The organism is Pseudomonas sp. DF11 (assembly GCF_058148565.1).
In genome coordinates this window covers 117,350-142,733 of sequence record NZ_JBYVYN010000009.1, presented here as the reverse complement: position 1 = coordinate 142,733, position 25,384 = coordinate 117,350, and the positions used below count along the sequence as shown (strand labels likewise).

Annotated in this window: 29 protein-coding genes and 1 tRNA gene; 25 read left to right on the top strand and 5 right to left on the bottom strand. The window is 59.0% G+C overall.

Going from position 1 to position 25,384, the window contains the following annotated elements:
* Window positions 1-99 precede the first annotated feature (99 nt).
* Entirely contained in the window at window positions 100-381 is a 282-nt protein-coding gene (locus AC30D9_RS24095; RefSeq protein WP_109751817.1) for a peptidylprolyl isomerase, read from the bottom strand.
* A 96-nt stretch (window positions 382-477) separates the two neighbouring features.
* Complete coding sequence (locus tag AC30D9_RS24090; protein ID WP_307571180.1) at window positions 478-1,344, bottom strand: esterase/lipase family protein; 867 nt, start codon at window positions 1,342-1,344, stop codon at window positions 478-480.
* 323 nt (window positions 1,345-1,667) lie between these two features.
* Here AC30D9_RS24090 and AC30D9_RS24085 point away from each other — a divergent pair, with 323 nt between their 5' ends.
* Window positions 1,668-2,729 (top strand): hypothetical protein, encoded by a 1,062-nt coding sequence (locus AC30D9_RS24085; RefSeq protein WP_490145009.1) that lies wholly within the window; start codon window positions 1,668-1,670, stop codon window positions 2,727-2,729.
* A gap of 60 nt (window positions 2,730-2,789) precedes the next feature.
* Here the strand turns inward: AC30D9_RS24085 and AC30D9_RS24080 are convergent, their stop codons facing one another.
* Entirely contained in the window at window positions 2,790-3,860 is a 1,071-nt protein-coding gene (locus tag AC30D9_RS24080) for a 3-deoxy-7-phosphoheptulonate synthase (RefSeq protein ID WP_490145008.1), read from the bottom strand.
* 616 nt (window positions 3,861-4,476) lie between these two features.
* Between AC30D9_RS24080 and AC30D9_RS24075 the strand changes: the two genes are divergently transcribed.
* The 9 genes from AC30D9_RS24075 (at window position 4,477) to AC30D9_RS24035 (ending at window position 11,803) form a co-directional block, all read left to right on the top strand.
* A complete protein-coding gene (locus AC30D9_RS24075; protein WP_490145007.1) occupies window positions 4,477-5,235 on the top strand; it encodes a carbon-nitrogen hydrolase family protein in 759 nt (252 codons plus the stop codon).
* A gap of 10 nt (window positions 5,236-5,245) precedes the next feature.
* Window positions 5,246-5,680, top strand: a complete 435-nt coding sequence (locus AC30D9_RS24070) for a GNAT family N-acetyltransferase (protein WP_490145006.1) — start codon at window positions 5,246-5,248, stop codon at window positions 5,678-5,680.
* A gap of 126 nt (window positions 5,681-5,806) precedes the next feature.
* On the top strand, window positions 5,807-6,448 hold the full coding sequence (gacA, locus tag AC30D9_RS24065; protein WP_134923765.1) for a response regulator transcription factor GacA: 642 nt from the start codon (window positions 5,807-5,809) through the stop codon (window positions 6,446-6,448).
* 2 nt (window positions 6,449-6,450) lie between these two features.
* On the top strand, window positions 6,451-8,274 hold the full coding sequence (gene uvrC, locus AC30D9_RS24060) for an excinuclease ABC subunit UvrC (protein ID WP_109751823.1): 1,824 nt from the start codon (window positions 6,451-6,453) through the stop codon (window positions 8,272-8,274).
* A 32-nt stretch (window positions 8,275-8,306) separates the two neighbouring features.
* Window positions 8,307-8,867 (top strand): CDP-diacylglycerol--glycerol-3-phosphate 3-phosphatidyltransferase, encoded by a 561-nt coding sequence (gene pgsA, locus AC30D9_RS24055; protein WP_018608070.1) that lies wholly within the window; start codon window positions 8,307-8,309, stop codon window positions 8,865-8,867.
* Between the two features lie 63 nt (window positions 8,868-8,930).
* A tRNA-Gly gene (locus AC30D9_RS24050) sits at window positions 8,931-9,006 on the top strand.
* Between the two features lie 612 nt (window positions 9,007-9,618).
* The gene (locus AC30D9_RS24045; protein WP_134923766.1) at window positions 9,619-10,317 is read left to right on the top strand and encodes a pirin family protein; all 699 of its coding nucleotides are present in this window, start codon (window positions 9,619-9,621) and stop codon (window positions 10,315-10,317) included.
* 132 nt (window positions 10,318-10,449) lie between these two features.
* On the top strand, window positions 10,450-11,049 hold the full coding sequence (gene wrbA / locus AC30D9_RS24040; RefSeq protein WP_134926609.1) for an NAD(P)H:quinone oxidoreductase: 600 nt from the start codon (window positions 10,450-10,452) through the stop codon (window positions 11,047-11,049).
* A gap of 424 nt (window positions 11,050-11,473) precedes the next feature.
* Window positions 11,474-11,803: a hypothetical protein gene (locus AC30D9_RS24035; RefSeq protein ID WP_490145005.1), complete on the top strand. Its 330-nt coding sequence runs from the start codon at window positions 11,474-11,476 to the stop codon at window positions 11,801-11,803.
* Window positions 11,804-12,114: 311 nt separating this feature from the next.
* Here AC30D9_RS24035 and AC30D9_RS24030 read toward each other — a convergent pair whose 3' ends face one another.
* Window positions 12,115-13,323, bottom strand: coding sequence for a multidrug effflux MFS transporter (locus AC30D9_RS24030; RefSeq protein WP_490145004.1), 1,209 nt, complete (start codon window positions 13,321-13,323; stop codon window positions 12,115-12,117).
* A 244-nt stretch (window positions 13,324-13,567) separates the two neighbouring features.
* Between AC30D9_RS24030 and AC30D9_RS24025 the strand changes: the two genes are divergently transcribed.
* Both AC30D9_RS24025 and AC30D9_RS24020 read left to right on the top strand, forming a co-directional pair.
* On the top strand, window positions 13,568-14,119 hold the full coding sequence (locus AC30D9_RS24025; RefSeq protein WP_134923768.1) for a cytochrome b: 552 nt from the start codon (window positions 13,568-13,570) through the stop codon (window positions 14,117-14,119).
* Window positions 14,120-14,145: 26 nt separating this feature from the next.
* Window positions 14,146-14,535 (top strand): nuclear transport factor 2 family protein, encoded by a 390-nt coding sequence (locus AC30D9_RS24020; RefSeq protein ID WP_134923769.1) that lies wholly within the window; start codon window positions 14,146-14,148, stop codon window positions 14,533-14,535.
* A gap of 160 nt (window positions 14,536-14,695) precedes the next feature.
* Here the strand turns inward: AC30D9_RS24020 and AC30D9_RS24015 are convergent, their stop codons facing one another.
* Window positions 14,696-15,610, bottom strand: coding sequence for a LysR family transcriptional regulator (locus AC30D9_RS24015; protein ID WP_490145003.1), 915 nt, complete (start codon window positions 15,608-15,610; stop codon window positions 14,696-14,698).
* Between the two features lie 118 nt (window positions 15,611-15,728).
* Here AC30D9_RS24015 and AC30D9_RS24010 point away from each other — a divergent pair, with 118 nt between their 5' ends.
* The 13 genes from AC30D9_RS24010 (at window position 15,729) to AC30D9_RS23950 (ending at window position 25,337) form a co-directional block, all read left to right on the top strand.
* Complete coding sequence (locus tag AC30D9_RS24010) at window positions 15,729-16,271, top strand: cytochrome b (protein WP_490145002.1); 543 nt, start codon at window positions 15,729-15,731, stop codon at window positions 16,269-16,271.
* Window positions 16,272-16,280: 9 nt separating this feature from the next.
* Window positions 16,281-16,838 (top strand): YceI family protein, encoded by a 558-nt coding sequence (locus AC30D9_RS24005; protein WP_490145001.1) that lies wholly within the window; start codon window positions 16,281-16,283, stop codon window positions 16,836-16,838.
* A 41-nt stretch (window positions 16,839-16,879) separates the two neighbouring features.
* Entirely contained in the window at window positions 16,880-17,467 is a 588-nt protein-coding gene (locus AC30D9_RS24000; protein ID WP_134923772.1) for a YceI family protein, read from the top strand.
* Window positions 17,468-17,571: 104 nt separating this feature from the next.
* Window positions 17,572-18,501, top strand: a complete 930-nt coding sequence (locus AC30D9_RS23995) for a LysR family transcriptional regulator (protein WP_335944002.1) — start codon at window positions 17,572-17,574, stop codon at window positions 18,499-18,501.
* Window positions 18,502-18,648: 147 nt separating this feature from the next.
* A complete protein-coding gene (locus tag AC30D9_RS23990) occupies window positions 18,649-19,140 on the top strand; it encodes a cupin domain-containing protein (protein WP_490145000.1) in 492 nt (163 codons plus the stop codon).
* Window positions 19,141-19,171: 31 nt separating this feature from the next.
* Window positions 19,172-20,194, top strand: coding sequence for a hydroxyquinol 1,2-dioxygenase (locus tag AC30D9_RS23985; RefSeq protein ID WP_307571168.1), 1,023 nt, complete (start codon window positions 19,172-19,174; stop codon window positions 20,192-20,194).
* 65 nt (window positions 20,195-20,259) lie between these two features.
* On the top strand, window positions 20,260-21,723 hold the full coding sequence (locus tag AC30D9_RS23980; protein ID WP_335944005.1) for an aldehyde dehydrogenase family protein: 1,464 nt from the start codon (window positions 20,260-20,262) through the stop codon (window positions 21,721-21,723).
* A gap of 7 nt (window positions 21,724-21,730) precedes the next feature.
* The gene (locus tag AC30D9_RS23975; RefSeq protein ID WP_490144999.1) at window positions 21,731-22,798 is read left to right on the top strand and encodes a maleylacetate reductase; all 1,068 of its coding nucleotides are present in this window, start codon (window positions 21,731-21,733) and stop codon (window positions 22,796-22,798) included.
* A gap of 61 nt (window positions 22,799-22,859) precedes the next feature.
* A complete protein-coding gene (locus AC30D9_RS23970; RefSeq protein WP_373459152.1) occupies window positions 22,860-23,738 on the top strand; it encodes an intradiol ring-cleavage dioxygenase in 879 nt (292 codons plus the stop codon).
* Entirely contained in the window at window positions 23,735-24,043 is a 309-nt protein-coding gene (locus tag AC30D9_RS23965; protein ID WP_307571164.1) for a YciI family protein, read from the top strand. Before AC30D9_RS23970 ends, AC30D9_RS23965 begins: the two co-directional genes overlap by 4 nt.
* Window positions 24,043-24,411: a Rieske (2Fe-2S) protein gene (locus AC30D9_RS23960; RefSeq protein ID WP_307571163.1), complete on the top strand. Its 369-nt coding sequence runs from the start codon at window positions 24,043-24,045 to the stop codon at window positions 24,409-24,411. The genes AC30D9_RS23965 and AC30D9_RS23960 overlap by 1 nt, the downstream gene beginning before the upstream one ends.
* A 62-nt stretch (window positions 24,412-24,473) precedes the next feature.
* Window positions 24,474-24,710: a hypothetical protein gene (locus AC30D9_RS23955; RefSeq protein WP_490144998.1), complete on the top strand. Its 237-nt coding sequence runs from the start codon at window positions 24,474-24,476 to the stop codon at window positions 24,708-24,710.
* Window positions 24,711-25,163: 453 nt separating this feature from the next.
* Window positions 25,164-25,337 (top strand): hypothetical protein, encoded by a 174-nt coding sequence (locus AC30D9_RS23950; RefSeq protein ID WP_490144997.1) that lies wholly within the window; start codon window positions 25,164-25,166, stop codon window positions 25,335-25,337.
* Window positions 25,338-25,384: the final 47 nt, after the last annotated feature.

Below are 25,384 nucleotides of genomic sequence, written 5' to 3'. Positions count from 1 at the left end.
CACGATTTGTACGCGAGCGGCGCGTGGATCGCCAGTCCCTCGCGAGACCCAAACACAACGGCCCACCAAAGGGCGGGCCGTTATGCCGATAAACCGGGATCAGTCCTGGCGGCTGGTCACTTCCAGCAGGTGGTAGCCGAACTGGGTCTTGACCGGACCCTGGACCACATTGATCGGGGCGCTGAAGACCACGGTGTCGAACTCCTTGACCATCTGGCCCGGACCGAACGAACCCAGATCGCCGCCTTGACGGCTGGATGGGCAGGTGGAGTTGGCCTTGGCAACTTCGGCGAAATCGGCGCCGGCTTCGATCTGGGCCTTGAGTTCGTTGCACTTGTCTTCGGTGGAAACCAGGATGTGGCGGGCAGTGGCTTTGGCCATGGGGGAAATTCCTTTCGATGTATTTAAAGGTGTTGAGCCTACCGGATTCATTGACCGGTTGTTGTCAAAATTGCGTCAAAACCTTGGGCTCGGTGATCAAAGGCCGGCTTTGCGCAGACGCTCGGCGTGGCGCAGATAAAGCTCCGTGGGCTCTGTGCCCTTGCGTGACCTGCCGTCTCCCAGGTTGATGGTCTCCATGTGGTCCATTGGATAGTCGGAGCGAATGACCTTGCCCAGGTGCGAACTGAAACGTCCGACCAGGCCGTCGTTCTGCCCGGCTTCGGTGATGAAGTATTCGGAAAAGGCGCGGCAGAAAACCTGCAAAGGCTCCAGTTCTCCCTCGGTCGCCTCTGGCAACGTGCCGCTCCATGAGTAGTAGCGCACGCCGTTGACCCTGTCCGGACCGTTCCCGCCCCAGTTCTTGGGCAGGCCCTGGGGGTATTTGTCATTGAAGGCGCCCACGCCTTCGGTGGTCAACTCCGCCAGCGCGGCCACAGCGGTTGGCGGGAGATGCTCCCCATCGAGCAGCGAGATGAAATCGGCGAACAGTGTGGCGACGCCTCTTGCCACATGCCCTGGCAGCCGTCCCGGGGTAAGGGCCTTGTGCAGGAAGTCAGCCAGTTCGGAACCATGGTTGGGGCCGCTGACCGATGTGACCGAGGCAACTTTTTCGGGTGCCAGCGCGGCGGCATACCGGGCGGCCAGTGCACCCTGGCTGTGGCCGATCAAGTTGACCCGGGCCGCGCCGGTGCCCGCCAGGATCCGATCGATCTGCCCCAGCAGTTGCTCACCTCTGGCCTCGTTGCAATGGGTCGCAGACAGATACGGGATGAACACCCGGGCGCCGCCTGCGCGTAGAGCTTGTTTGATGCCATGGAAAAGTTCGAAGCCGCCGATCCTGTCAAACCCGAACAACCCATGGACCAACAGGATGGGAAATTGAGTGGTTGCATTCCGTTGCATGTTCGTACCTTTTTCGAAGAGGTTCACGTTGAGTTTGCGACATCACTCTAATCCAGGCTCGTAAGCGGCGGTGTAGGAAGAAACCGCGCTAAACCAGGGAAACCGGAATAAAAAAAGTGGGAAGAATGGGAAGTGACCCGGCCGTCACTAGAGGTGTAGGAGGTCTCCTATAACCTCAGGCGTTTGCAGCTACAGCTTTGAACGCCAGAGACCACTGCTGTTGTCGCCTTGTCTGGCTGTGGGTTTGGGGCGAGCCGGTTTTAATGGCTCCATCGGGTGCCGTTATGCGAACGGTGCCTTCATCCAGGGACTGGAGCCTGCACATGATCATCTACCCATCTCTTCAACGATCCCGTTCAACGTCAGGAACAAGACTGCCGCCGCCGATCCTGGCAGCGGCCAGGGAAGGGGTGATCGACCCCGCCTGGCGCAAGACCCTGGTCACCATCAAACCTTATCCAATGATGACGTGCGGAGATGAGGTGCTGCTGCGCTGGCATGGGCTGAACAACGAAGGTGGACCGTACCGGCACGAAGTGGCCGGGTTCGTCACGGAGCGGCAAGTAGGGCGGGACGTGGTGTTCGTCGTGCGCGAAGCGCATATCGCCGAGTTGGACGGTGGTTCGCTGGAGATCTCCTACCAAGTAACGGGCAAACGATTGCCCGACCCCCTGGTTTCGGATCCTCTGCAACTTGAAGTCGGCGATGTATCACCGCAACTGCTGCCCGCGATTGTCAACGATGCGGTCGGTGGCTGTCTTGATCCGAATCGGATGCCTGATGGAACCTGGGTGACGATTCGGCCCTACGCCAGGATGGCGGTCGGCGATCGGTTGATCCTGACGGCCAGCAAGGACTCCAAGGCGCTTTGGCGCGATGTGCTGGAGATAGAAGCCCATGCTGTCGGTCGTGAAGTGTCGCTCTGGATCGATCATGCGCTGATCGCTCCCCATGTGGGACACAACCTTGCGCTGGTCTATGTCGTCAGGCGTGGACACTCGGTGCGCCGCGCCGAGCCCTTGTCGTTGCACATCGGTCCTCTGCTGCGTCCCGCGTTGAAGGCGCCTCGGATTCGGGAGGTGAACGACGGCTGGCTGGATGTCGGCGACCTGCAAGAGGGGGTGACGATTGTCATCGATGATCCCGGGTTTGAGGCGGGAGAGCTGGTCTGGCTGCAGTGCAACGGCAACTCCGCTTATGTCCTGGAGCGCGAAATCACCGAGGCCACGGCAGGCCAACCGCTCGTTTTTGTGATTCCCGCAGCGTATTGGCAGGTTCAAGGCGACAGATCGGTGGGTGTGTTCTATCAGGTCGAGCGCCTGGATGACGTCAGCCAGCGTTCAGAGGAGGTGACAGTTCAGGTGCGTTCCATGGTGTCAGGTTGAGCGAAGGTTCCCACAAGGCCCACGCCGCCCCCTGGTTCCAGGGGGCGGTGTGTTCGGGACTCAGGCTGGCAATTGCAGCTTTTGATGGGCCTCGCGCAGCAACTGTTCGGTGGCTTCCCAACCCAGGCAACCGTCGGTGACCGATACGCCGTAGCGCATCGATGGACCCAGCGGCTGGCAGCCTTCGAACAGGTGGCTTTCGAGCATCATGCCGATCAGGGAGCGGTTGCCTTGCAGGCGCTGCTCCAACACGTCATTGAATACCTGCGGCTGGCGCAGCGGGTCTTTGCCGCTGTTGGCGTGGCTACAATCCACCATGATCCGGGCCGGTATCTTAAGGCGGGTCAGGTCACTGTGTATCTGCGTGACGCTTTGGCGGTCATAGTTCGGTCCGCGATGGCCACCGCGCAGCACCAAGTGGGTGTCGGGGTTGCCCGGCGTCTGGATGATCGCCGGATGCCCCTGGCTGTCGACGCCGAAATGCCGATGGGGGTGGGCGGCAGAGCGCATGGCATCGCAGGCAATGCCGACGCCGCCGTCCGTGCCGTTCTTGAACCCGACCGGCATGCCCAGGCCGCTGGCCATTTCCCGGTGAATCTGCGATTCGGTGGTGCGCGCGCCAATGGCGACCCAACTGAGCAGGTCGTCGAAGTAACTGGCGGCCATGGGCTGCAACAGTTCGGTGGCGACGGGCAGGCCCAGTTGGAGCATCTCGCGCATCAGTTCCCGGGACAGCGTCAGGCCGGCGGCCATGTCATCGCTGCCATCCAGGCCAGGATCGTAGGCCAGACCTTTCCAGCCCACGGTGGTGCGGGGCTTTTCCACGTAGGCGCGCATCACCAGCAGCATGCTGTCGCTCACTTCGTGGGCTAGGCGAGCCAGGTTGGCAGCGTATTCGAGGGCGGATTTCGGGTCGTGGATCGAGCAGGGGCCGACGATGACCAACAGACGGGAATCCTCACCGTCGAGGATCGCGCGGATGGCCTGGCGATGGGCGCTCACCTGTTGGCTCAGCGCGGTACTGAGGGGCAGTTGATGCTTGAGCTGCAACGAGCTCGGCAGACGCAGGGTCAGGGCTTCATTGGCAGGGTTGAGCGTGGACAGCGGCAAAGCAGAGACGGACGAATTCATGATCTGACTTCCTGGACGGGCAGCGGGTTCGTTCCCGCGTGCCGGTCCTATTGGGGTGTTCGACAATTGGCCGTATTGGCCCGCAACTGAGGCTTGCCACCGGTAGGTGACCGATCGGAGGCGGCAGGCTGTCCCGAGCGGTGGCTGGTAAATCGCCAGGCGGAAAAACTGTCGTAACGGTAATAAGTGGCGTAGTTCATGGCTCAATCCTCAAGTTGTCGGGTGTTGCAAATGTTTTGGGGCCTGAAAAACAAAACCCCCGGTCGGGAGGCCGACCGGGGGTTTGGAAAACTCTGGAAGGCGACCCGTTTTAAAGTGGGCGCCGGTTGGGTATCAGGCGCGCCAGTGGCTAAACCAATACCCAAAATAAAAGCTGACCGGAGTTTGAACGCTGTTCGCCCAGGCAGCCGCAACCGAGCGCGGGGCGCTGGCGGTTTGAAGCGGTGAGCGGGCGTTGAACATGGTCTGTCTCCGATGAATGGCCCCGAGCTTACTAGAGGGCGGGGCGCCGGTTCAATCAGAAAATTCTATCGACGACATGCAATTGTTCGCCCTGGCTTGAGTCCGCCGGGCTTTATGACAAACTTCAGGTTTATAACGCCTCCCGGGAAGCCCCATGACCGCTCCAGCCTTCGCCGCCGCCCAGTCGATTTCCATAGCGGGGGACGTTCGCGCCAACCTCGCGTGCCATCAGCGTTTCATGCAGGCGGCGGCTGAGCAGGGGGTGCAGTTGCTGGTATTTCCTGAACTGTCGCTTACCGGCTACGAACGCGGTCTGGCGGCGGATCTGGCCATTTTGCCGGACGATGCCGTACTGCAGCCGCTGCGTGACTTGGCGCGTGAGCTTGGCCTGACCACCGTGGTCGGCATGCCGATTCGTCTGTCGGCGGGTGGCCCGGTATTGATCGGTGCATTGGTTCTTGGCGCTGACGGTGCCCTCGGGGTGTACAGCAAGCAGCATCTGCACCCGGGTGAAGAAATCGCCTTCGCCCCGGGGCAGGGCGGCTCGATGTTGGCGATGGGACAGGATTGCGTCGCGCTAGCGGTATGTGCCGATTTTTCCCACGCCAGCCATGCTGCTGCGGCAGCCGGGCGGGGCGCTACGCTGTATGCCGCGGGGGTGTTGATTACCGAGGGTGGCTACGTGCCCGATACGACGTTGTTGCAAGGATATGCCACGCAGCATGCCATGACCGTGTTGATGGCAAATCATGGCGGCGTCACCGGAGGCTGGGAATCGGCCGGCCGCAGTGCCATCTGGGGTCCGGACGGTGCGTTGCTCGCGGCGGCGCCAGGCACGGGTGAACTGTTGGTGATTGCCCGCCGCGAAGCCAACAGCTGGGTGGGGCAAGTCGTGCCGGTGGCAATGGGTTGATGAGGTATTCATGAGCTTTGAGTGGCGTGCCGCGACGACCGGGGACATCGGCCTCGCCCGGCAATTGACTTGCAACAATATGCTTGCCTATTACCTCAAGCATGATTTGCTCTGGCAGGACGAAGCGTTCGATCTGGCCTGGATCATTCGCCAGAACTGGATAATCAGTCGTGCGGGCCAGGCGCTGGGCTTCGTCAGCCTCAGTCGTGATGCCCGGGCGTTGTATATCCGGGAATTGCAAATAGAGGAGGCGTTCCGCGGGCAGGGCGCCGGTACCTGGGCGATCGGTCAGGTTTGGAACATGGTAAGGTTGGAACGTCGACCGGCGCTGCGCCTGACGGTGTTCAAGGATAATCCGGCCAGGGTGTTGTACGAACGCATGGGCCTGCGCGTCATGGGTGAGGATGAATGTTTCCTGAGGATGCAGCGGGACGTCGGTGCTTGAAGCCTCGGATATCGCGCCGATAAAGATGTGTTGTAACTTTTATCTGTCCCTTTGCGCTAGGTCTGTCGGATGCTTTTTGCTAAGGTGTTGTGCAACCCAAATAAGACCAAATCGTGAGGTGTCTGCTTGATTAGGGTGTTAGTGGTCGATGACCATGATCTCGTCCGTACGGGCATTACACGAATGCTGGCTGACATCGATGGCCTGCAGGTAGTTGGCCAGGCCGAATCCGGGGAAGAAGCCCTGATCAAGGCTCGTGAATTGAAACCCGATGTGGTGTTGATGGACGTCAAGATGCCCGGCATCGGCGGCCTTGAGGCCACGCGCAAAATGCTGCGCAGCCACCCGGACATCAAGGTGGTCGCGGTAACCGTCTGCGAAGAAGATCCGTTCCCCACCCGGTTATTGCAGGCGGGCGCAGCGGGTTACCTGACCAAGGGTGCCGGCTTGAACGAGATGGTCCAGGCCATCCGCCTGGTATTTGCCGGGCAACGCTACATTAGCCCGCAAATCGCCCAGCAGCTGGCGATCAAGTCGTTCCAACCGACCAACGATTCGCCTTTCGATGCGCTATCGGAGCGGGAAATCCAGATCGCCTTGATGATTGTCGGTTGCCAAAAGGTGCAGATAATCTCCGATAAGCTGTGCTTGTCGCCTAAAACCGTCAATACCTACCGTTATCGTATCTTCGAGAAACTATCGATCAGTAGCGACGTCGAGTTGACGCTGCTGGCGGTGCGCCACGGCATGGTCGATGCCAGCGCCTGATAATGACTGAACTGTTTGATCCAAGCGCTTTCCTGTCTACATGCAGTGGCCGCCCAGGCGTGTACCGCATGTTCGACAGCGACGCGCGCCTGCTGTATGTCGGCAAGGCCAAGAATCTCAAGAAACGCCTGGCGAGCTACTTTCGCAAGACTGGCCTCGCACCGAAGACCGCTGCCCTGGTGGGGCGTATCGCGCAAGTCGAAACCACCATTACCGCCAATGAAACCGAGGCGTTGCTGCTCGAGCAGACGCTGATCAAGGAATGGCGGCCGCCGTACAACATCCTGCTGCGTGACGATAAGTCCTACCCGTACGTGTTCCTGTCCGACGGGGCGTTCCCGCGCCTGAGCATTCATCGCGGGGCGAAGAAGGCCAAGGGCCGGTATTTCGGTCCTTACCCCAGCGCCGGGGCGATTCGGGAAAGCTTGAGCCTGCTGCAGAAGACCTTCTTCGTTCGCCAGTGTGAAGACAGCTACTACAAGAACCGCACCCGGCCCTGTCTGCAATACCAGATCAAGCGCTGCAAGGCCCCTTGCGTCGGCTTCGTCGAACCCGAGGTCTACGCCGAGGATGTGCGCCACTCGGTGATGTTCCTGGAGGGGCGCAGCAATGCGCTGACCGATGAGCTGTCAGCGGCGATGGAGGACGCGGCGGTCAACCTCGAATTCGAACGGGCCGCCGAGCTGCGGGACCAGATCGGCCTGCTGCGCCGTGTGCAGGACCAGCAAAGCATGGAAGGTGGCAGCGGCGATGTCGATGTGATCGCCGCGTTCATCAACCCGGGCGGCGCCTGCGTGCACTTGATCAGCGTGCGCGGCGGTCGGGTGTTGGGTAGCAAGAACTTTTTCCCCCAAGTCGGTATCGAGGAAGACGTCGCCGAAGTCATGGCGGCCTTCCTGGGCCAGTACTACATCAGCAGTCCGGAACGCGACCTGCCGGCCGAGTTGATCGTCAACGTGGTCCATGAAGACTTCCCGGCCCTGATCGAAGCCATCGACAAGCTTCGCGGCCGTGAGCTGACCATCAGCCACCGCGTGCGTGGTACGCGGGCGCGTTGGCAGCAACTGGCCGTGACCAACGCCGAACAGGCCCTGGGCGCGCGCCTGGCTAACCGCCAGCATGTGGCGGCGCGGTTCGATGCCCTGGCCGATGTCCTCAACCTGGACGAGCCACCGCAACGGCTGGAGTGCTACGACATCAGCCACTCCAGTGGTGAGGCGACGGTAGCGTCCTGCGTGGTGTTCGGTCCGGAAGGCCCGATCAAGTCCGATTACCGCCGTTACAACATCGAAGGCGTCACCCCCGGAGATGACTACGCGGCGATGCATCAGGCGTTGATGCGCCGCTTCGGCAAGCTGAAGGACGGGGAGGGCAAGCTGCCGGACATCCTCCTGGTGGACGGTGGCAAGGGCCAGTTGTCCATGGCCCGCGATGTGCTCAATGAGCTGATGGTGCCCGACCTGATCCTGCTGGGCGTCGCCAAGGGCGCGACGCGCAAGGCCGGCTTCGAGACCTTGTACCTCAACGATGCCGCCCACGAGTTCACCCTCAAGGGCGATTCGCCAGCGTTGCACCTGATCCAGCAGATCCGCGACGAGGCCCACCGTTTCGCCATCACCGGGCACCGTGCCCGCCGTGGCAAGACGCGCCGTACGTCTACACTCGAAGGTGTGGCAGGCGTCGGCCCGACGCGTCGCCGCGACTTGTTGAAACATTTTGGTGGATTGCAGGAACTGTCTCGTGCCAGCATCGAGGAGATAGCCAAAGCACCCGGTATCAGTAAAAAGCTCGCTGAGTCGATTTATGCAAACCTGCACAGCGAGTAGAATGCCCGTCAACCTCGCAGCCAGTTGTGCCGATGAATATCCCAAATCTGATTACCGTTCTACGCGTCCTGCTCATCCCGATCTTCATATTGCTGTTCTATTTGCCGTACCACTGGAGCTACGTGGCCTCCGCCTCGGTCTTCGCCTTCGCCGCCGCGACGGATTGGCTCGATGGCTACCTGGCCCGCCGTCTGGAGCAAAGCACGCCATTCGGCGCGTTCCTCGACCCGGTGGCCGACAAGCTGATGGTCGCGGTGGCCCTGGTGCTGCTGGTGCAGGAACACGGTAACCTCTGGCTGACCTTGCCGGCGGCGGTGATCATCGGTCGCGAAATCGTCGTCTCGGCGCTCCGGGAATGGATGGCCGAGCTGGGCGCGCGTGCCCAGGTGGCGGTATCAAACCTGGGTAAATGGAAAACCGCCGCGCAGATGCTGGCGCTGGTGATCCTGCTGGCCAACCCTTCGGACTTCAGCTTCTGGGTGCTGCTGGGCTATGCATTGCTACTGGTTTCCGCTGGCCTGACACTGTGGTCGATGGTCCAGTACCTGCGCGCCGCCTGGCCACATCTGCGGACGGATGTAGAGCCAAAATAAAACTTTTTTGAATCAAAGGGTTGACGGCGTAATCTGAATCTATAGAATGCGCCACACCAAGACGCGGGAATAGCTCAGTTGGTAGAGCACGACCTTGCCAAGGTCGGGGTCGCGAGTTCGAGTCTCGTTTCCCGCTCCAAGATTCAGAAAAAAGCCACTCAGATGAGTGGCTTTTTTTTGTGCCTGAGAAATGCCTTTCATCATCTTTACAAGCAGCTTTCGGCCGATTCTGCTGGAAAAGTCGGTCTGCCAGTATGCGGATTGCTGAAACTGCCTTTCTTGCGCATCGCTACGCGAAATCCGAGCTTGGAATCCTTTATCCAAAATAAAGATTTCATGTTCAAGCGTGTACTTCAACCGTGGAAATGATGGCCGACTGTTTTCAGCAGAATCAGTCAGTAATTGCCATATATGCCTAGGAGTCCGGGGGGCAGTCCAAATAGTTGAACAGCCTGAACAAGGCTGGGGATGTGAAAACACTGTTGCTGATCAGCAAACAGCGAAGCTTGGATCGTCCTGTACGACAACACCTCATTCTTGAGCGGTTGGCCGCCAACCCTTGGCTGCTGCGCTTATCTCATTGAAGGAGTGCGCGACGGTTTGTGTGATTGTTGCTGGGCTGTCGAATAGTCTATTTGATGCCTGGCAACTATCGACAGATTGGTTGTTGATGCGTGATTTTTTGCGCTTTTTTGATCGGTTATCCCGGCTCACCATATGGCTCATCAACCAGCTACACGTGGAGATGACCATGATTGAAGTACGCCCTTTTGCCCAACTCGGCGGCGCGAACCACGGATGGCTAAACGCTAAACACCACTTCTCGTTTGCGTCCTACTACGACAGCAAACGGATGAACTGGGGGCAGATGCGAGTCTGGAACGACGACACCATCCAGCCTCACACCGGCTTTGCCACTCACCCCCACCAGGACATGGAGATCATTACCTATGTCCGCCAGGGCGCGATTTCGCACCAGGACAGCCTGGGCAATAAAGGTCGCACCATCGCAGGTGATGTGCAGGTCATGAGTGCCGGCACCGGTATCCGTCACAGTGAGTACAACCATGAGGATGAGGTGACCAAGATCTTCCAGATCTGGATCCATCCTGAGCAGACCGGTCTGCCTCCGTCATGGGGAACCCGTCCGTTCCCTCGTGGTGAAAACGCAGGTGAATTCGTCACCCTGGCCAGTGGGCTGAAAGGTGATGACGAAGCGCTGCCGATCCGTGCGAAGGCACGTTTGGTAGCGGCTACGTTGGATGAGGGGCATGAAGCCAAATACGAAATCGCACCTGGTCGTAAGGCCTACCTGGTGGTTGCCAAGGGGGCGATCGAAGTCAACGGTGTTGCGGTGAAGACGGGCGATGGCGCGGCCATCCAGAGCGAGAAACTGCTCAACGTCAAAGGCATTGAGCAGGCTGAAGTCGTACTGGTCGACGTGGCTTGAAGATCAGGCAGTCTCGCCGTTGAGGCTGCCGTCCGTTTGAAACGAAGAGGTAGCAACATGGGTTGGCTCAACAGCATCGCCCGATTTTTCAATGGCGATGAAAACAACACTCCACGCGAAGAGGAAGTAAAAATGGCAAAAGTACTGGTGCTGTACCATTCGATGTACGGTCATATCGAGACCATGGCGCATAAAGTCGCTGAGGGCGCTCGCAAGGTTCCAGGCGTCGAAGTGACGGTCAAGCGTGTACCGGAAACCATGGATCCTGAGGCGTTCAAAGCCGCACATGGCAAGGTCGACCAGCAGGCCCCAGTTGCCAGCCCTTCGGAGCTGGGCGACTACGATGCAATCATCTTCGGCACTCCAACCCGTTTCGGCAACATGTCCGGCCAGATGCGCAACTTCCTTGATCAAACCGGTGGTCTTTGGGCTAAAGGCGCGTTGGTCGGAAAAGTTGCGAGCGTATTCACCTCCACCGGTACTGGCGGTGGGCAGGAGATGACCATTACTTCCACTTGGACGACGCTAGCGCACCACGGCATGATCATCGTGCCGATCGGCTACAGCACGCCGGCACTGTTCGACATCTCGCAGGTTGGTGGCGGTACCCCATACGGTGCCTCGACCATCGCAGGTGGTGATGGCTCCCGCCAACCGGATGACCGTGAACTGGGCATCGCTGAGCATCAGGGCGAATACGTCGCGAAGTTCGTGGCGAAGCTGGTCGGTTAAGCAGTCCCGCGAGCGCTCGAAATCCCCGCGGTAGTCAAGCTGGAAATCCGTTCGAGCGCTCGCATCTCTTCCTGGCACTGCCTCAGTTCAGTGTCACCAATGGCGAACCTCTATCCGACCGTTTTTCAAAGGAATGACGCGTTGAGGTAGGCGGTACGATCTAGGCTTGCCGCTCAAAAGCGCTGCTGCGAAATAGCAGCGGCTAGCTTGGAAGCAACCCCAAATCTCCAGGTTGTCCCAGCGCGAACAATTGTCGCCAGGCGGAAGGTTTGAAACCTGTTGCGCGGTTGAATGCACTGATTGGTCACCTGTCGCCAAATTTGGCGGCCATTGGAGACCGCAGGCGGTCGTGTTTCAGGCGCACCTCAGTTCCGGACATGTGCCGTTCACGCTCACCGCCACGAGCTAGCACGTGTGCCGGTGAATGGCTACCGAGGCTTCTGGGGCACGCTGGGATGTTCCTGCTCCGCATTTTTTAGGGCTGCAATCAGCACAAATGGCCGCGCCCGTCGCCGCTTGTGCTGTTGATGGCGGGACGTTCATGCTCAGCAAAATGACGATGACCGATGAACAGCGCAAGTCCCTCATCCTGGAGTACTTCAGGGCTTTCGATAACGACGGTGTTCGTCCCGGTGGAGGGAGCATCCTGGAACTCTTTGCCCCTGACGCCCAGGTGTACTTTCTGAGTGGGGTATCGCCGCAGGGCATACGCAAATCGAGAAGATGTTTTCTGACTTCGGGGCGCGCCTGGTGAACATCACCCACGACTACGCTCATTTCAATTGGGTGTTCTCTGGGAGCGATACCGTGGTAGTTGAGGGAGCCAGTCATGGCGAACATGTGGATGGAGCCTGGTTTGCGGGCAACCCAGACTGGGGCGCGGGTTTCTGGTGTGATGTCTTCGAAGTCAGGGGACTGGTTGATAACGCGCTGCTACATCTACCTGGATCCTGACCATGGCAGCGCGGAAGCATCGTGCTACCCGTGGCTATCTTTCCGCCATAGCAAAGCTTGGAGCCGGTAAGCGGGAGCGCGGATCATTGTGAGCCGCGCCTTTAGGCTTGCTCAGTAGGCGTGTTGGTCGTGAGGCTGGTGATGAGAGAGGCGCCGGTAGCCCAGTACGAAAATGACCAGGCCCAGCAAGGCACTGCCCGCCATGACACCGGCCATTGCATTGGCCGAGTGGCCATCGTAGAAGTGGCCTACCAGGAAACTGGCTGCAGCGCCACCCGCCATTTGCAAGGCACGCAGGAGCGCGGCGCCGCTGCCGGCGATCTGGCCCAGCTCGTCCAGCGCCACATGGGTCGCGTTCGGCATGACCAGGCCGGTGCAGACGTTGCTCGCCACGACCAAGGCGGCAAACACGATCACGTTGGCCGAGCCGACACTGGCGAGCAGCAGTCCAGCGCTGCAGAGGAGGCTGATGCTCAGGCTGGCCCCAATCACCTTGGACTCGCTCCAACCCGCCTTGATGAGCCGCGTGTTGACCCAAGAGCCTATCAGCGTACCCAGCGCGGTCACCGCGAATAGGACGGCAAAGCCTTGGCTGCTCATGGCCATACCCTCCATGAACACCAGCGGCGAGGCGGTGATGTAGGCAAACATGCCGGCAAAATTCAGGGCCAGGATGGGCGCAGCGATCGCGAAGCGCTTGTTGCGCAAGACCTTGGCGTAGGCGGGGAGCAGAGGATGGTTGCTGCGCGCCGACGACGGATGTGATTCCTTCAGACGCAGTCCCGCCCAGATCAGTATCAACCCGGCAAGCGCCAACGCAGCGTAGATGTCGCGCCAGTTGCCGATGAGCAAAATGGCTGCCCCGATCAAAGGGGCGACCAAAGGAGCAACGTTGTTGATGGCCACCAGGGCATTCTGCATAGCGCGGCCTTCACGCCCAGTGTAAGCATCACGCACGATTGCAACAGGCATTACCGCTGCCGCGCCTGCGGCAGCGCCTTGGATAACCCGCGCGATCAGCAGCATTTCGATGCTCTGCGCGACAGCACAGGCGATCCCGGCCAGGGTAAAGACTGCGAGGCCACCGAGCATCACGGGCCGCCTGCCGATGCGGTCGGAGAGGGGACCGAACAGCAGCGGGCCCAGCACGAAACCCAAAATGAAGAGGCCGATTGTTTGTGCCGCCAGCGCTGAAGTGCTGCCCAAGACCGCGCCCACCGAACTGATGGCAGGCAACGCCATGTCGATGGACAGGGGAGGGAGCGCAGTCGCGGCGCCAAGCAACAGGAGGTTTGATGAGGTGGTGCGAGCGGTGGTCATGGCAACGCGACTCCAGCAGAAGACTGCGGACTGTACCCTGATTGAGTTTCATGAATTTAACTAAAAAACACCGTAAAAAGATCAGGTAAATCGATCAATAAGCTTCTTGTCTAGGCATGCTGTATTGATAGCAGGCTAACAGTTCAATTTTATCAATTGGTTTGAGTGAAAAATCGCCATTTTTTTGATTGGCTGGCATGGCCAATAATTGGCCATCCAAAAAAAGTCGAAACAGGGGTATGTAATGGCCAAAGTGGGAAGCTACACCGCGACAGCAAAGTGGTTGCATTGGGGCATGGCGTTGATCTGGGTTGCCGCCTGGTGCATAGGGATCCTGGCCACGCACTGGCGTGACGAACTCAATGCTCATCACGAGCTGACGTTCTTGCACAAGGCAATGGCGAGCACGCTGCTGTTCCTGGTGGTTGGCCGGATTGCCTGGCGTCTTACTCATCCTGCGCCGGCTTTGCCTGACACCATGAGTCCGCTGATGAAGCGTGGTGCCTTTGTGGGGCACCTCTTGCTGTACTCCGTGGCGCTGCTGGCACTTCCTGTCTCGGGTTGGTACTGGAGCTCGGTTGCTGACAAACCGATCCTGGTCGCAGGGCTCTTTGTGCTGCCTCCGCTGGTCGATCCAGACCAGAGCCTGTACGACCTGGCCAAAGGGATCCATACCTATGCGGCCTGGCTTTGCGGTGCATTGGTTGGTGGTCATGTCCTGGTCGCGCTCAAGCACCATTTTATCGAGAAGGACGAAGTACTTGCGGGCATGCTCCCAGTGCGCGGCGCCCGTTGATCCCACGAAAGAAGAGGAGCGTCAACATGCTGGACGGGAAAGAACCAGGCGCCGAGCAGATCATTCGCAGCTTGGAGAAACAGCGGTTTCAGGCGGTCGTTGATGGTGACTTCAATCAGTTCGCGGCGCTGGCGCACCCAGAGCTTGCTTATGTGCATTCGAGCGGTACGGTCGACACGGTGGAGAGCTACTTGAAGAAGTGCCACAGCGGCTACTACGTGTACAAATCCATCGATCACCCGATTGACGAAATCCGCGTGTATGGCGAATCCGTGCTCGTCATCGGCGAAATGAACGCTGAGATGATCATCAACGGTGAGGCTCGTTCGTTGCGCAACAAGAGCCTTGCAGTCTGGGTCAAACTCGAAGGTCATTGGAAGTTGGTCGCTTACCAGGCCACACCGATCATGGCTTAATCTTCGGCGGCGTCCGATCAGTACGCCGCTGCCTACCTTCCTTTTTCAAAGCTCTGGCAGACTTCACTTCTCGGTTGCTGCGTGGCTACCAGGATCGACAGGCATGCCGCGCTGTAGATGCTTCCAAGATTAAGAGCATTCCTCTTCTTGCTAAACAATCTTAACCAGCCGAGGCATTCAGCGCCGGGGTGATCTTTCCAATCTGCTCCGACAGGTATTCCAGCAAAACGCGCACCCGCAGCGGGACGTAGCGGTTGCTGGGCAGCACTGCATAAATCCCTAAAGGCGAGGGCTCGAAGGCCTGAAGTACGACCTTGAGGTCCTTTTTCAGGATGTGTGGCGCGACGATGAAGTCTGGGAGCAGGGTGATGCCCAGGCCTTTCAACGCTGCCTGCGCCATGGCATCACCATTGTTCGCCTGCATGACGAAGGTGGGGTAGAACCGCTCTGGCTTGCCATCCACGGAATACGCCCACGGACGATTGTTCACTTGAGGGGAATACCCCAGGCACGCATGACGGCTCAGGTCGACCGGGTGCTCGGGGGCGCCGTGCTTAAGCAGGTAGGAGGGCGAGGCGACGGTGAGCAAGCGCGCCTCACCGAGCTTGCGAACGATCAGGATGGGATCGAGGTAGCTCGTGATCCGGATCGAGAGGTCGATGCCTTCTTCCGCCAGGTTGACCGTCCGATCGCTGAAGTCCAGGGCGAGACGGATGTCCGGGTATTCACGTCGAAAGTCCATTAGCAGCGGCACCAAGGTGCTCAGACCGAAGCTCAGTGGCAAGCTGATGCGCAGACATCCACTGGGTGTGTGGCGCTCTTCCATGACCCCAGATTCTGCCTCTTCCAGTAATGACAGAATCTCCCGACATTTTTCCAGGTAAGCCTGACCCGCAGACGTCAGCGAGACGTGCCGCGTCGTGCGCACCAGGAGCTTGGCACCTAGGAATTTCTCAAGGTTGGCAACTTGACGGGTGACCATGGAACGCGCAATGCCGAGCTGCGAAGCCGCAGCGGAAAAACTTCCGAGCTCGGCAACTCGGGCAAAGACATTCATGGCTTCAATGCGGTTCATTGTTTACTCCGGAGTGAACAGATATTTCCATATTGTATACTTTTTAGCATCAATGATTGGCGGTAGAGTGGCTCCTAAATCGACAGCTGTAAAGCCAGCTGTAAAGAGAGCCTATACCGTGAACACTCACTACACGAAAACCGCTAAAGCCTTGCACTGGACTATTGCCGTAATGATATTCGGTTTGATCGGCCTAGGCTTTTATATGCATGACCTGCCTATTTCGCCTTCGAAGTTGAAGTTGTACTCGTGGCATAAATGGGCGGGTGTCAGCGTGTTTGTATTGGCTCTGATTCGCGTCTTATGGCGCTTGAACCATAAAGCACCGGCACTGCCTTCGACCATGGCCGCAGCCCAGCGGGCAGCCGCTCACTTGGGACACCTGGCCCTGTATGCGCTGATGTTTGCGATACCGGTTTCGGGATGGATGATGAGTTCGGCCAAGGGGTTCCAAACCGTGTGGTTCGGTTTACTTCCACTTCCCGATCTGGTGAGCCGAGACAAAGTGCTGGGTGATCAACTGTTAGCGCTTCACCAGTGGTTGAACATCACCCTTATTGCTCTGCTGGCTGTTCATGTTCTAGCGGCACTGAAACATCACATCATTGATCGTGACGACATTTTTAAGCGGATGCTGCCTCGTTTCAATGTTCATCTTTGAGAGAACACTATGAAAACGCTTGCACTTGCCTTTGCACTTCTGAGTGCAGGCACAACCTCCGTATGGGCTGTTGAATACAACACGTTCCAGCCGGACAAGAGCAGCATCGAATTCGCCTACGAACAGATGGGCGTCTCGATGGATGGTCACTTCAAGAAGATCGATGGCCAGGTCAGTTTTGACCCTGCCAAACCGGAAAACGCGAAGGCGAGTCTGGATGTCGACCTTGCCAGCGTAGATACCGGTTCGCCTGAGAACGACGATGAGGTGGTCGGCAAGACCTGGTTCAACACCGCGTCGTTCCCCAAAGGCCATTTTGAACTGACTGGCCTGACGCCCAAGGGCGGAAACAACTACGACGTCGCCGGCAAGCTGAGCATCAAGGGTGTCAGCAAAGACATCGTCGCCCCGGCCACTTTCACAGAACAAGGCAGCTCCGGTGTCTTCGAAGGCACCTTTGTCCTCAAGCGCGGCGATTATGCGATTGGGGAAGGCGAGTGGTCATCGTTCGACGTCGTCGCCAATGACATCAAGGTCAAGGTGCGCATCACCGCGACCGCTAAATGATACCCAACAATCCACCTCAACCGAATTCGAGGAATTACACCGTGAAATCCCTGACCAAACTGACCACTGCCTTGCTGATCGCTGGCGCCGCTTCAGTATCTGCCACTGCAGCCATGGCCGCACCGGAAACCTTCGTCATCGACAACTCGCACACCTTCGAGCGTTTCTCGTACAGCCACTTCGGCATGTCGACTCAGCTGAGCAAGTTCAACAAGACCACCGGTACCGTGATCATCGACAAGGCTGCGAAAACTGCCAAGGTTGACATCACCATCGACACCACCTCGGTCGACACCGGTTTCGACGCGTTCAACGGCCACATTCAGGGCCCTGAGTTCCTGGACACCGCCAAGTATCCAACCGCCACTTTCAAGGGTGACAAGGTACGCTTCGAAGGCGACAAGCCTGTCGCGCTGGACGGCGAGTTGACCATCAAGGGCGTGACGAAGCCGGTCACCCTGAAGATCACCAACTACGTCGCCATGCCGCACCCGCTGCTCAAGAAAGACGCCATCGGTGCTGACGCAGAAGTGGTCGTCAAGCGTAGCGACTTCGGCGCGAGCAAGTATGTACCTTACGTAGGCGACGACGTGACCATCACCGTCTCGCTGGAAGCCGTGAAGAAATAATCCTTGGGCCTTGACTGGCCCGAGTTACTCCCACGTCAGCTAGACTCGTAGACGGTCTAGCTGGCGTTGCTGCATTCATAAAAATAAAAGCATGGAGGTGTCCAATGGATCGCCTACTGAGCATTGAGGCATTTGTTCGTGTCGCTGAGACCGGCAATTTCGCCCGTGCTGCGCAGCAGCTTGGTGTGACCCGCTCCGTGGTGACGCACCGTATTCAGCAGCTGGAAGCGTTCATCAAAGCTCCGCTGTTTCACCGCAGTACTCGCCATGTCCGGTTGTCCGAGATTGGTGAAAATTACTACCGCGAATGCGCGGACATGGTTGCAGGGTTCAATTCCCTGACCGAGCAGATGCGCGATCAGCGCGCCAAGCCCGTCGGCAAGCTTCGGGTGCAGATGCTGCCTGGATTTGCCATCAACCATTTCGGCACTTTGCTCGCGGAATTCACGACGCTATATCCCGATATCGAAGTTGACGTCATCGTCAATGACCGCGTCGTAGACCCGATCGAGGAGGGGTTTGATGTCGCCTTCCAGATGTTCCCGCCCCAAGCCGAAACGCTCATCGAGCGAAAGCTATTCAGTGTCCGCAGGCTGTTTCTCGCCACGCCTGCCTATCTCGACGTACATGGCGTGCCGGAGCGCCCTGAAGATTTGCTGAACCATCGTATCGCGCTCTATGAGGGTTATCCGACCCGCAACCGATGGCACTTCCACCACAGCACTGGCGTTATCGAGCTGAGCTTGCCTGGCCATATACGCTCAAACTCCGTGCACTTGCTTCGCGACTACGCGCTGACGGGGGAGGCATTGGTCTGCCTGCCGACCCTGGTGGCAAGTCCTGAGCTGCAAAGTGGCAGGATGGTGCCGTTGCTTACCGACTATCCGCTCGCCTCTTTTAACTTCTCTGCTGTCTTCCCCGCAACCCAGCGTAACGCACTCAAGGTGCGGACGTTGCTCGATTTTTTGCTCGAGCGGATGGCCGATGAACCGTTCTGGGACAAGCCTTTGCTGGAGCGCGGCTGGATTCGATAGGCATTCGCCTGTGTCAGGCCGTCGGCTTGTTTCGTTGCCTCAGTTGTTTGTGTTTCGCAAACACTGAGGTCGGTGGATGTGGGATTGTTGGCGATCCTCATGGGATTTACCTTGAGCTCACTAATACAACAACAAAGGTAATCCGACATGACTGCTGCCTATCGCACTGTCTTCGGTTCTCTGGCGAACTACCGCAAGGGCACCATCGAACTCGTCAAAGGTGACGCCCGTCATTACGCTTTCTCCAATGTCTTCGAGGTCGCCGATAAGTCGGCCCCGTACGAGAAAGTCATCGTTGGCCTGAACCTGGGCTACGTGATCGAGGTGCTTCGCGCAGAGGGCCGTTCGGCCTGGTACACCTGTGCGCATGATGAGTTTGCCATCTGCATGGACGGCGACGTGCGCATCGACTTTCTCAAGCTCGATCAGCCCTTTGCGGGCGGCGACGGCACCCAGCTCGCTGGCGATGAGCCAAAAGGGCGCCCCATGGGTTACGTCGTTCTGCGCCGTGGTCACCAGGCATTGCTGCCTGCCGGCTGCGCCTACCGTTTCGAAAGTCCACGCCCTGGCGTGATTCTCCTGCAGACCATTCAAGGCCCTCTCTCCATAGAGAAATGGGCAGAAATCTGCCTGAAGTAAATCGACTTGCAACGTATAAGGAGACCGCAACATGGCCATGCTTGAGACTGTCGAACTCGATTCCACACTGCCTCTGCTCGAAGAGGTGGATGCCAGTGCGCCGGACGCTATCACCGGATATCGCACTTTCCGCCTTGGCGCGTTCACCATTTCCCGCGACGAGTATTTCGCTCGTGTCGAGTGGCCGGCCAAAGGTCAAACTCGCTCGCATCTGATCCCTGCAGATGCCTTCCTCCGTGCGCTGATGCGTGATGTCGCCTGGGGCTTCTTCTACGGCTGGGTCAATTTCGACTCTGTGATCGGTACCCACAACCACTACGGCAAGGTCGACTTGTACGCTGGCACCTTTAACGGTGTACTGCGCGATGCTGGGGTCGACTACATCGAGCAATTCGAAACGCCGAAGATCATGGCGACCTTCAAGGCCATCCTGCGCGACTGGACAAACGAAGGCTTCGATCCGTTTGCCGCGCCCGAGGAAACCGGTAGCGCGTTCGGTCGTAAGCGTGGCGACAACATCGAGGCTATCGAGCGCTTCCGCATCGCCACCAAGCGTATGCCTGGTCTGCCGGGCGATTCGCCATTGCGCAATGACCTGCCGGTTAACCGCCAGTTTGAAGATGTCGTTCAGGATGAACCAGAAATGCACGTCGCCGCCGGCTTCGAAGGCGAGCTGCATGCCATCAACCTGTTCAAGTACCTGTCGCGTTCTGACGTGACCTGGAACCCATCGGTCAGCTCGGTGTGCAAGGCCAGCTTGTTCTGTCCGACCACCGAGGAATACATCCTGCCGGTCTTCCACGGTAATGATCGCGTTGAGTGGTTCTTGCAGATGTCGGACGAGATTATCTGGGATGTGGGTGACAAAGACGATGGTACTCCTCGCGCTCGGTTGACCATGCGAGCCGGCGACATCGCCGCCATGCCTGCCGACATACGTCATCAGGGCTACTCCACCAAGCGATCGATGCTGCTGGTGTGGGAGAACGCCACCCCGAACCTGCCTCAGCGCTACGAGAGCGGCGAACTCAAGCCGTATCCCGTCGACTTCTGATCATCCGTTCCACCGAACCTTTTGAACCACGTCGCAGGCGATGCGGCGTAGGGAGAGTCATTGCCATGCAAAACCAACTTTTCATCGACGGTCGCTTCGTACCTGCTATCAAAGGCGGTGAAATCGATGTGATGAGCCCTGCCGACGGCTCGTTGCTCACTCGGATCGCTGCCGCCGAAGCAGAAGATGTCGACCTGGCTGTTGCCGCTGCGCAGCGTGCCTTCCCGGCCTGGGCAGCCCTGTCGCCGGCGGACCGGGGGCGTCTGCTGCTCAAGCTGGCCGATGCCATCGAAGCGAATGCTGAAGAACTGGCGCAGCTTGAGTCGCGCGACACCGGTCACCCGATTCGCGACTCGCGTAATCTGGACGTGCCGCGCACCGCTGCGTGCTTCCGTTACTTCGGCGGCATGGCGGACAAGATCGAAGGTTCGGTGATCCCCGTCGAGGCGGGCTTCCTGAACTATGTCCAGCGCAAACCGATCGGGGTAGTCGGACAGATCGTGCCCTGGAACTTCCCGCTGATGTTCACCAGCTGGAAGATGGGCCCGGCCCTGGCAGCTGGCAATACCGTGGTGATCAAGCCTTCCGAGATCACGCCGCTGTCCGCGCTGCGCATCGCCGAGCTCATGAAAGAAGTCGGTTTCCCTGACGGTGTCGTCAACGTTGTACCGGGTTACGGTCACACGGCAGGCCAACGGCTGGCCGATCACCCCGACGTGGGCAAGATCTCCTTCACTGGGTCGACGGCTACTGGCAAAAGGATCGTCGAGGCGTCCCAGGGAAATCTCAAGCGCGTCCAACTTGAACTGGGCGGTAAGGGCGCGAACATCGTCTTCGAAGATGCCAATATCGACGCGGCGGTGAACGGTGCCGCCTGGGCCATTTTCCACAATCAGGGTCAGGCCTGCATCGCGGGTTCCCGCCTGGTGCTGCATGACAGCATCGCCGATGAGTTCCTGGCGAAATTCATCAAGCTGGCCGAGTCCATCCGCCTGGGTGATCCGCTGGATCCGAACACCGAGATGGGCCCGCTGACGTCGGCCCTGCACCGTGATCGCGTACTTTCCTACGTGGCAGTTGCCCTGGAGGAGGGCGGGAAGATTCTCACGGGAGGCCGTGCGCCCACCGCGCCGGGTCTGGTTGACGGGTACTACGTCGAGCCGACCGTCGTTGAGGCCTTGCCGCACCACCGCGTTTCGCAGGAAGAAGTGTTCGGGCCTTTCGTGACGGTGATGCGATTCTCGACTGACGAAGAAGCGCTGGCCATTGCCAACGGCACTGCCTACGGTCTGGGTAGCGGCCTGTGGACGCAGAACCTGCAGCGCGCCCACAAGATGGCGTCCAAGATCCGCGCCGGCATGTGCTGGATCAACTGCTACAAGCGTGTCAGCCCAGGCAGCCCGTTCGGCGGCGTGGGGCAATCCGGCTATGGCCGCGAGATGGGCTTTGAGGCCATCCATGACTATACCGAGGCGCACTCGGTCTGGGTCAACGTGGATGCCACCATCCCACCGCACTTCAAACGCTGAGGTCGCTATGAAGTCTTTCACGTATCAAGGTAATCCCAGTCGCGTAGTGTTTGGCACGGGTGCGCTGGAAAAATTGGCCGAAGAAATCGAGCGACTGGGTGCCGAGCGCGCGCTCATTCTGACCACGCCAGAGCAGCGGGCCATGGGCGAGGAAATCGCTCGGATGATAGGTCAACGCAGCGCTGGCGTTTACCCCGAAGCGATCATGCATGTGCCGTTGGAGGTTGCACAGGCGGCTCGCACGGAAGCTGCTAAACGCGGGGCGGATTGCTGCGTGGCGGTCGGTGGTGGTTCTACCATCGGCCTGGGCAAGGCCATTGCCCTGGATTCCGGTCTGCCGATTGTCGCGGTGCCCACCACGTACGCTGGCTCGGAAATGACGCCTATCTGGGGCCTGACGGAAAACCGACTGAAGAAAACCGGTCGAGACAGCCGCGTTCTGCCCAAGACCGTGATTTACGACCCGAGGCTCACCCATACCTTGCCGGCTGAAATCTCCGCCTGCTCAGGCATGAACGCCATGGCTCACGCGGTAGAGGCACTGTATGCCCAGGATGCGAATCCTGTGATCAGCTTAATGGCGGAAGAATCTATCCGGGCCCTGGCCAATGCGCTGCCTTCGGTGGTGGCTGACCCTCGCGATGCAACGGCGCGGGAAGAGGCACTGTATGGCGCTTGGCTGGCGGGTATCTGCCTGGGTTCGGTCGGGATGGCGATCCACCACAAGCTTTGCCATACCTTGGGCGGTACCTTCAATCTGCCCCATGCCCAGGCTCACGCGATCATGTTGCCGCACTCGGCTCACTACAACCGAAGTGCAGCATCCAGCCAACTCAAACGCGCTGCCCGCGCACTGGGCGGTGTTGAAGCGGAAGAGGTTGGGCCTCTGCTCTACGAGCTGAACCGCAAGCTGGGTATTGCACTGGCTTTGGAGACCATCGGCTTCCCGGTTGAGGGGCCGGAGGAAACCGCGCGGATTGCGTGTGAAAGTCCCTACTACAACCCTCGGCCATTTGAGCGTGCGCCGATTGAGCAGATGCTGGAACGAGCAAGGTCGGGGATGGCACCCGCCTGACGTGTTCAACCTTTGGCACAGGCTTCCGTGCAGGGAGCCTGTGTCCTTTTTCAGGGAGCCAATAACAATGAAACAGACCCCTGCGGAAGCCACGATCACCGAAAAGGCGATTGCCAGCTTCAGTGCTACACCGGATGCCAGGCTCCGCGAGCTTGTTCAAAGCCTCGCTCGTCACGTCCACGCCTTCACCCAGGAGGTTGAGCTGACTGAGCAGGAGTGGCTAGAGGGTATCCGCTTCCTGACCTCCACTGGCCAGATGTGCGATGGCCTGGTGCGTCAGGAATTTATCTTGCTGTCAGATGTGCTCGGACTGTCGATGCTGGTCGATGCTATCAATCACCGCGCTCATCACACGGTCACTGAAAGCACCGTGTTTGGGCCGTTCTACATCGAGGGCATGCCCGACCGCGAGTATGGCGAGAACATGGCCTTCACACCGGGTGTTCCTGCACTGGTGACAGGCAAGATCACTGACGCTGACGGCTATCCACTGGCCAATGCGACCCTGGATATCTGGCAGACCGCTACCAATGGTATGTACTCTGGCCAGGACACCGAGCAACCGGCTGGAAACCTGCGCGGGCGCTACCACACCGATGAACAAGGTCGATATGCTATTCGTACCGTGGTACCGGTAAGCTACCCGATTCCCACCGATGGCCCGGTAGGGCAGCTGTTGTCTGCAACCGGCCGGCATCCGTGGCGTCCTGCCCACCTGCACTTCATGATCGAGGCACCGGGGTATCGAACCTTGGTGACGCACCTTTTCAATCACGACGACCCCTATCTTGATTCAGACGCCGTGTTCGGTGTGAAGGATTCGCTGCGGGTGGTCTATCAGCCCCGCGAGGCCAACGATCCGCTGGCCAAGGTGTTCGGTTTCAAAGGGGCGTTCCAGCACGCCGCCTATGACTTTGTGCTGCCCCGGGTGCCATCGTGAGCCAATACTTCGCCGTGTTCGCCACAGACAAACCTGAACAAGGGCAAGTGCGAGAGCGTGTACGCGCGGCTCATCGACAGTACCTGCGTAACCCATCGCCGCATTTCGTTGTGGTCAGGCTCGGCGGGCCGACCTTGGAATGTGCCAGCGGGAAAATGAATGGCACGCTGCTGGTGGTCGAGGCCAACTCGGTCGAGGAGGTTCAAGCGTTCCTGGCAGATGACCCCTACATGCGGGCCGGCATCTTTGAGCAGGTCGTGGTGCGGCCCTGGAGTTGGGGCCTGGGCAATCCGGAGTTATCGTGATGGCTGACGAACAGGTGATGCTCTGCCGGTTGGATGACATCGCTGAGGGCGGGGCCAAGGCGCTGGAGGTGGTGATCAAGGGCAAGCAGCAGCCGCTGGTGGCCGTGAGGCGAGGTGGGCAGGCCTGGCTCTATCGCAATTGCTGCCCTCATTTCTCTGTTCCGCTGGATTACAATCCTGGCGATTTCTGTACCTACCAAAGCCAGCTCATCATGTGTGCGCACCACTCGGCGATGTTCCGATTCGAGGATGGCCTGTGTGTGGACGGCCCCTGCGCCGGGGCGCACCTCGAAAGCGTGCCCTGCAGGGTTGAAGGTGGGGCGCTTATCTTGGTTGAGGGCAACGCCGTAATCGTCACGGTCGGGTAGAATAGTGCCCGATCGGCAGAGGCTGGTCGGGCATGGTCACCCTCTGTTTACTGGAGCGTCTCATGCTCGTACACCGTACGATTTCCACCGTTGCCGCTCGCCATTTTCTGAAGAACCTCACACATGATTCACGTATCCCTGATGCCAGGAACACCGCGCTTGAGTTGTTGGGGCACTTCCCGACAGCCCCGGATGTGCTGACGCTTGCGAAGCGCGGGAGTTACCTGAAAGAAACGGTGGGGATCAGCCATACCCTTTCTCCTTGGGTGGAGGAGAGGAAGCAGAACTGCAGGGGCTGATCCAAGGCGAAGATACGAGCCGCTAAAGACCTTGCCTCGGCCACAGCCCCGCCCAGCGTGTCCGCGATTGCCATCGACTATGCCAACGAATCCATGCGGATCGACACCCACGCCTATCGCTGCAGTTACATGCTCCAGTGAGCCTTGGGCAAACCGTGCACCTACAAGACCAAAAGGGAAATGTAGACTCGCATGAATAGAAGCCCGAGATCGATCAGTCTCATTTGATCCCGAAGAGAAGGCGCGCTGGGTGTGTGCAACTACGCCCAGGAAGAAGCCTGTGAAACCCAGTGCACCTGTGACCAGGTGCCGCCCACAGCTGCACGTATTCGCTCCGCAGCGGAAATAGCGTTCTGGTGCGCTGGAAGCTGTCGGTGAAGATGGTTCCCGCTAGCGGCATCATGAACGACGCGATGCTGACGGAAGCAGCAGTCGGCGCCAGGCTTTCGCGGTGTGGATGCGGTCATCGTTACGACGAATGACGCGATCCAGATGGCGAAGAAGACGGTCGGCCCAGCGGCGTTCGTTGGGCTCGTGGTGCTGGCTGAGGCAATCGATACCAGGAACATGGTCAAGACGGCTGACATCAGCCCGGCAAGCAAGGCAGCGACGAATGTCATGAGATGACATCCCTGTGTGCGCTGGCGATAGGGCATGACCGTGCTCAGGGCTAC